This is a genomic window from Defluviitoga sp. (assembly GCF_035349255.1).
Classification (GTDB): Bacteria; Thermotogota; Thermotogae; order Petrotogales; family Petrotogaceae; genus Defluviitoga.
This window is the reverse complement of the sequence record NZ_DAOPSE010000044.1, coordinates 1-7,961: the sequence shown is the minus strand read 5'-3', so window position 1 is coordinate 7,961 and position 7,961 is coordinate 1. Positions and strand designations below refer to the sequence as shown.

The window sequence follows — 7,961 nt, the reverse complement described above, 5'->3', positions numbered from 1 at the left end:
AAGCTGGCAGAGGTTGTTTAGCTGGCCCTGTGTTTGCTGCTGCAGTTATTTTACCAGATAATTTCTCTCATCCATTAATAAAAGATTCTAAAAAACTAACAGCTAAAGAACGTGAGGAAGCCCGCAAAATCATCGAAGCCAACGCTGTCAGTTACTCTGTAGCCTTTGTATCTAACGAAAAAATCGATGAAGTTAATATACTACAAGCTACTATGATAGCTATGCATAGGGCATTAGTACATTTAAATATTCAACCAGAATTCGTTGTCATTGATGGCAACTATTTTATTCGATATAATGAATTACCTTATCAAACTATAAAAAAAGCTGATAATACTTATTATCATGTAGCAGCAGCCTCTATTCTAGCAAAAACATACAGAGATGAATATATGACTATGCTTCACAATGATTATCCTATGTATCAATGGGCAAAAAACAAAGGTTATCCAACAAAAGTACACAGACAAGCAATTGTAGATTTTGGTATTAGTCCGTATCACAGAAAATCATTTAAACTTTTATAATTGATAATTGTAAAGTTTCACAAGGTTGTTTATTAAAACTAAAATTGGTTCTATAATGTTTTGTATGGGTAAAGATTAATAAAGATTAATTTTATATTTTATTATTGGACAGTTAAATATTAACCACAAAGTTCTCAAAGAAGGCACAAAGAACATAGAGAAAAATGTATGAACTGGGATTTGTGGGATTAAAGGATTTTGGGATTTTGTCTTTTCAGGGCTAAAGCCCATAGCTATTTTTATGACATACCCTGACCTAAAGGTCAGGGTTAATAGACTACTCTTTGTGAACTTTGTGGTAAAATAATTTATCCACAATGAACATTATAGAACCCAATTTCATTCTCTCTTTTCCTCAAATGAAGTTAAATGAAGTCAACAACATTATAATAATTTACTGTTTCCTTTTTGTAATAGGTGGGTTTTAGAAATGTGGGTAAGGGGAGGAGGGTATAAACTGTTTTTATGGCGTATATCCTTTGTTAGCGTTTCGTTTTTTCTTTTAGTTTTCATTATACACAAATTTTCTAGTTTGCAATACTTCTTTCCACCAATTTTCTCTTTTTATTTTTATCTTTCGTCAATTAGCTGAATAATTAATTTTTCATTATTCTGTTTTAAATATGTCAATTTGGTAAACCCTTTTCTCTCATGAAAGTCCATTTCGCAAGTGTAAGTCCCAAGTCCGGATTTGCCTTTACCAAGAATTTTAACATTTGTAATTGTCGGGCTTGTATTTATTGTGTCAATATTTATTATGCTGTATTCTACAGTCATCTTATTTCCCATTTCTTTGTCAGCATAGGTTCCAAGCATTAACTGAGCTCCCCATTTATTGTCGATTGAAATTGGTCGTCTTACTTCTGGAAATGCTGAATACTCAGTAAATTCAAAATAATCATCAAATCTCGGAGGGTGAATCCACAGTCTTTTTTCATTTTCAATAATACCCGTAGTTTCTTCTAAAGTTTTGTTGCCACTTTTTAAAATCCATTTTATTTTGTTCTGAGTCAGCATAAAACGCTGATTAATAGTTTTTAATTTTAATGTGTCAGTTCTGGTCAGTTTGTTCTCAGTGTCATAAAACTCCGCGGTAAAAGTCCATGTTTTGTCTGGAGGATAGACAGGATTTTCAACTTCTTTTTTAGCGTCTAACAAATAAGAACCGCCAAACACCACGATTCCAATCAAAATAAGTAGAGCCACAATTGATCCTAATATAATTCCTAATATTTTAAAAAACTTCTTCATTGTCGTTAGGTTTTAACTGTCAAGTTTCACATGGTTGTTTATTAAAACTTGAACTTTTATTTTTTACAAATATACAATTTTACTTTTAAAAAAGTAATGGATTTTATTTAAAATTTATGGTTCCATATTAAACTGTTTTTCAATTGCCTGAAAAGGGATTTTATGTGCAGTTATTTGCTCTCTTCACAATATCTTCTATAAAGCATCTGTGTTTTTCAAAAGAAGATGACATCTGTTTCATCTGTGTAACACCTTTCATAGATATTTTTATTAATTATTTACCAGATTATATCGAAATACATACATAATTTCTATGGAAATTAATACTATCTCATTTATTTCGTAATAAGAAAAAAAATTTAATAATTTTGCAAAAAATATTATGGGAAGCAAAATTTTTCTTTCAGTAAAATTATCGTTAATCTTACTTTCAACTTTTTGTTTTTTTACTTTACAAACTTTCAATTGCTCTGCTCAGGAAGTAACTCTAAAACTTCATATTCGCGGTGTTGCCGAAAGTAAAGTAAGCCTGATGCCTTTATACGGAGCAAATGCGTATAAAACTATTTTGGAAAAATCGGGTATTAAAAATGGCGAAACAGACAGTATTATTATTTCAAATATTAATTTACCCGGCGCATTTGTATTACGATTTGATTATAAAGAAAAAGAAACTAGCACTCCCTATCCTTGCGAAAAGTACATTATTATTAACAATCAGGATTTAGAATTATGGGTAAATCCTATGTATTGTAATAATAATGACAGTACCTATTTTCAAAAAGATGAAAAAGAAAATACTGTGCTTGCCTACTTTAACAAAGAAAACAACAAACAAAAGGAAAAATTGGGTTTACTGCAAAACTTTTTACTCAATTATGACGATATACAATCAGAGTTTTATCAGCAAGGAATAGAAGAATATGAAAAAAGACGCAATAATTATAATCAATGGCTTAAAGAACAAACCACCAAATATAATGACTTGTTTGTGAGCCATATATTTCAGTTTCACTATGTGCCACAAATTGATTTTAAAGGAGACGAATCTGCCCGAATGCAAAGTGTATTATCACATTATTTTGATGGGATAGATTTTAATGATACTTTTTTACTTCATACACAGGAGCTAACCAATTTTATTACCACCTATGTGAACATGTATGCTTCTACCGCTAAAACACAACAGGAATTAGATTCACTATTTCCTCTTATTGGAAAAACAGCTATAGAAAAAGCTCGTCTCGGACATCCAAAAGTGTATGGCTGGATGGTTGATTATTTTTACAAAGGATATGAAAGTATAAATATGCCTGCTGGTATAGAAATGTTAGAAACATATCTTAACGATCCTAATTGCCTAACAACTAAAAGACAAGCGATAGAAAAACGACTTGCAGGGATGAAAACACTAACAGTAGGTACTTTAGCTCCCGATTTTACGATTAAAGATAATGACGGCAAAGAGGTTCTGTTTAGTAAATACAAAACCAATAGTAAATACAAATTACTTCTTTTCTATAGTGCAGATTGTGGACATTGTACAGAACTCGTTAATCAACTTTACAATTGGTGGAAACAATCAAGTAATCAAAAACTCATAGAAGTCCTTGCTCTTAGTCTTGATGAAACTGAAACCGAAATTGCTGCTTGGGAAAATACTATAAGTCAACTGCAAGGGTGGAAGCATAAAAGATGTGAAGGGGGAATAAACAGTTCAGAAGCCAATGCTTATTTTATACTTTCAGTTCCAGTAATGTTTTTGGTGGACACTAAAACGAATAAAATTAGTGCAATACCTGAAAATATGGATGAACTCTTGCAGTTTTTAACAGACAATCCATGAAAATTAAAAAGTAATATCTCGATTTAGATGATTATCCCAAAAAACGCATTGTAGGAGCGCATTACCATACGCCCATTAACACTGACCTTTAGTGTATAACAAAAAAAGAAGTATGGGCTTTAGCCCTTAAAAACAATCTCCTAAAAACATACAATAATACTATTAATTATGACCATATAAATAAAAAACTAAAAAAAATTTTTCATTTAAAAGATTTTATTAATTTTGCACTGGAGGTGTTTCTGGTTTGAAACAATTTTTTCATAAGAGAAAAGGGTTCACTGAAGTGAACCTTTTTTTATTTTATATTTTTTCAGTAAATTTGCTTAAATAATTTTACAATTTTTATCAAAAAAATTAATGTAAACTACTTAAAATATATGCAACAAATTGAAAGTTTTAAAAATGTAACGATAGAAGAGCTACCACAAATAGCTAAAAAGATCCTTCATTTGTTTGCAAGGAGAGATAGATGCGGGTAAAACGACTTTAACTAAACTCGTCCTATTCATGAGCAGTAGCCCAATCCTTTGCCCGACCCTAATTGATGACCTGGGACTTAACAAAGAAGAACGAAAGGATGTTTTTAGGTCAGTAGCCGAGTTAGCAAAAGCTAGGCTAGATAAGGCAAAAAGTGTGTAAAATATGGAATTAGAAAAATCATTGAAAAATATAAAATTGGAAGTTTATCAACAAAGAATTTATGATGGATTAAAACAAATAGGAGAAGAAGTAGCATCCCTATACTATGATGGGGTAGTAATATTTAATAGTGAGTTGACTTCAAAATCTTATTTACTTGCACATATAGCAAGAGAGATAGAAGGCGGTATAAAAGATATTTTAAATTCAGGTCATAAACCGAATAAAGGGGAAATCCAAAAGTGCGACAATTGTGGAAATGAAATAAATAAATCAACTCATATTGATGAAATTTGCAAGGCTTTAGGATCAAATAAGGATGATAAATTTGTACAAGAATGGCATAATACTGCAAAAGAATTTCATAAATATGCTCATAGACATGGAGCATGGAAAACACCACGAGAAAAGGAAATATTTAATGAGTTATGGAAAAGGTTTGAAAAAATTCTAACACATTTAGTTGGAGATTATATTAAAATTACTCAGCTAATGGATACATTTTTAAAAAATAAACAGCCAACTCAAGAAATTTTAGAAACGTTAAAAAATATATTTAACGATGATGAAGATGAAGTCAAAAAGCAATATTTTTTTAGAAAATTGCAGCATATTGAATGGTTTGATAAATTAAAAAAACGATACTACTTTAAACCAAATCTAAATACTCAACCCCAAGAGACTGAAAAAGGATTTTTCTTTATCCCTCAATGGAATGTTCTCCCTTATCTAGAAAAAGTCTCCCAACAAGTTGATAAGCCAGAAAATGAAAAATATATTAAAGAGTTAATCAACATAATAAGTGATGTTTCCCAATATCACATTGATAATAATAAAGTTTTAGATAACTACCGCACATGGTATTACTTTGTAAAAATTCTCTGCAATATCCCAAATGATAAAATACCTATTGAAATTATTGATTTAATTCCCATCTGGCTTGACTCAAGGTTTGATAATATACTGCAAGGTTCAGAAATTACGACAAATTTGTTACCAAAATTTTTGACAGATAATCCAGATGATATTCAAAAAGCAGAGAAAATTATTGACTATATAACAGCATTGAAAGAAAAGCCTATAAATACTATAATAGACCCATACTTGTTAAAAGAAACCTTTGAGAAATATTCCGAAGATATTGGCATTAAATGTTCAGAAAAAGTCGTTAAAGATTTGATTACGAAGTTAAAACCAATGCCTAAAGATGAGCAATATGTGATACATATAGGTAATTCTTCTTACAATGAAGATATGTTCTCTAGAGACTCGGCTTTAGACATATTAACTTTTATTCTCAAAAGAGTCCTGCTAGCAAAAGCAAACCACGATAGTAATGCTACTAAAGAAATATTAAAAAAATTTCTTGAAGATAAAGATTTATACTTTCCCAAAATAGCACTTTATGTTATGGGGCAAAATATGGACAAATATGAGGAGTTGTTTTGGGAATTAGTAGCAAAGTATGCAGGTGAATTAATTTTTGCTAATAAATCACATTATGGAGATGAACTAAAGTATGTATTAAAAAATCTCAAAAACCTGACCAACGAGAGAAGAAAAATACTTAAGGAAAAAATCGATAATTCTGTAAAAATGCACGACTTTAAAAATGAAGATGAGACACATATCGCAATACATAAACAGAAAATTTACGAAGCTCTATCTCATGACCCGTTTTTTAAAAATCTTTATGATGAAATGAAAAAAATAACAAATGTTGATGTGGAACTCAAATCAACTATAGGAAAAGTTGAAATACTTGATGGGCCAGGACCTTCGCCATTAACGAAAGATGAAATTATGAAAATGCCTAATGATAAACTTGCTGAATATCTAGAAAAATTTAGAACTGGAGACTTTAGGGATGGACCAACTATTGATGGACTTGCTAATTTATTGGCTGAAATTGCTAAAGAAAATACAGAAAAATTTACTGAAGATATTGCCCCATTTGTTAATACTGGTTATTTCTACATTAACAATATTTTACAAGGGATAAAAGACGCCTGGAAAGAAAAAAAAGAAATAGATTGGGAAACATTACTCAATTTCATTGAACAATATATTAATCGTAAAGAATTCTGGAAGGATAAATTTATAATAGATGACTGTCACACTACTCATGAATGGATTGTAGGTACAGTTTCTGAAATAATGCAGTATGGTACAAGAGATGACTTGTGGGCTTTTCATGAAAAGCACTTAGAACATGCAGAAAAGATCATTTTTATGTTATTGAATAACCTAAAAGTTGAAGAAAATAATGAGATAACCGATTATCTATGGTATACTCCCTGGGAAAAGACAATATCTGCACTTATAAATCTTGCTTTAAGAAAGGCTCGTGTTAATGAAAAAAAAGGCATCAAAAGTGATACAAAATGGTCAATTAAAATAAAACAAAAATATGAAGAAATATTAGATAAAAAAGTCATCGAGGGGTATACCTGTCTTGGGCAATACTTACCTTGCTTTTATTATTTGGACCAAGAATGGGTTAAGGAAAAAATAAAATCCATAGAAGATGAAAAGGGCACCAAATACTGGGAAGCTTTTATGATAGGATATTTATCCATAGGTAGAGTTTATAATGATCTTTATAATTTGATGAGATCCCATTATTACTACGGCATTGTTTATAATTTTAAAGAAAAAATATATAATTGTAATGAACTAATAGTTCAGCATATTGCTATAGGCTATTTGAGAAATAATGAAACATTGAATGAGGAAGAAAGTTTGTTTAAAAAAATATTGGATATGTTTAATTATGAACAAATTGCAACTATCATTCACTTCTTCTGGATGCAGAAAGACTATCTTACTAAAGATGACAACATAAGCAAAAATATTAGAGAAAAGATAATTGAATTCTGGGCGTGGTTATACATTAAATATAAAAACAAACAGAGCATTGATGAAAATGATAAAGAGATTCTCTCAGATGTTACAAAATTGACAGTATTTTTACCTAAAATTGATGAAGAAAATATAGAATGGTTAAAGTTATCAGCAAAATATCTGAGATTAGATTTAAATTCATCAGACTTTATCGAATATTTAGATGAGATCAAAGAGAATGGTGATAATAAAGAAACATCTAAATACATAGGAGAAATATTTCGAATTATACTAGAAAATTTCACCCCTTATTATTATGACCAGAAACATATCTGTTCAATAATAGAATTTCTTTTTAAAGAAGGTAATGAAGGTACAGCACGTGAAATATGCAATACATATGCACAAAGAGGTTACGAATTCCTGAGAGATATTTATGATAAGTATAAAGATAATTAGAAAAAAGAAAAGTTAAAAAGTAATACCAAATACAGCAAACAAGCATAATTGCTTAAATGTAGTTTAAATTTTTTACTTAAACTAATCAACTCCTCAACATTTATCTTTAATTTGTATTCATTTGTGTTCATCTGTGGACTAACTTAAAACTAATATCCTCTCCCAGTCACCCAGTCTCCTTTTCTCCCCCTCTCCCCTTCACCTCTTCTCCCCGTCACCTCGTCACCCCATCTCCTATTCACCCAGTCACCCAGTCTCCTCCGTCTCCTCATCTCTAATCCTCACTTATCAACTAATCAACTCCTCAACTAATCAACTTAATAAAACGTACTTTACCAATTATTTTTATTAATTTCGAATAAAAAAATGTTATTATCTGTTGTTGGTTATCC

The 7,961-nt window shown here is 30.2% G+C and carries 4 protein-coding genes; 3 read left to right on the top strand and 1 reads right to left on the bottom strand.

Annotated features, from left to right (window positions below):
- Positions 1 to 527: ribonuclease HII (locus PKN74_RS07420; protein ID WP_472310117.1), on the top strand; the 527-nt coding region annotated here is incomplete at its 5' end.
- 570 nt (positions 528 to 1,097) lie between these two features.
- On the opposite strand, the gene PKN74_RS07415 is transcribed toward PKN74_RS07420, so the two are convergent.
- On the bottom strand, positions 1,098 to 1,733 hold the full coding sequence (locus PKN74_RS07415; protein WP_472310115.1) for a hypothetical protein: 636 nt from the start codon (positions 1,731 to 1,733) through the stop codon (positions 1,098 to 1,100).
- 427 nt (positions 1,734 to 2,160) lie between these two features.
- On the opposite strand from PKN74_RS07415, the gene PKN74_RS07410 reads away from it, so the two are divergent.
- On the top strand, positions 2,161 to 3,624 hold the full coding sequence (locus PKN74_RS07410; RefSeq protein ID WP_472310113.1) for a redoxin domain-containing protein: 1,464 nt from the start codon (positions 2,161 to 2,163) through the stop codon (positions 3,622 to 3,624).
- A gap of 645 nt (positions 3,625 to 4,269) precedes the next feature.
- Positions 4,270 to 7,569, top strand: coding sequence for a hypothetical protein (locus PKN74_RS07405; RefSeq protein ID WP_472310111.1), 3,300 nt, complete (start codon positions 4,270 to 4,272; stop codon positions 7,567 to 7,569).
- Positions 7,570 to 7,961 lie beyond the last annotated feature (392 nt).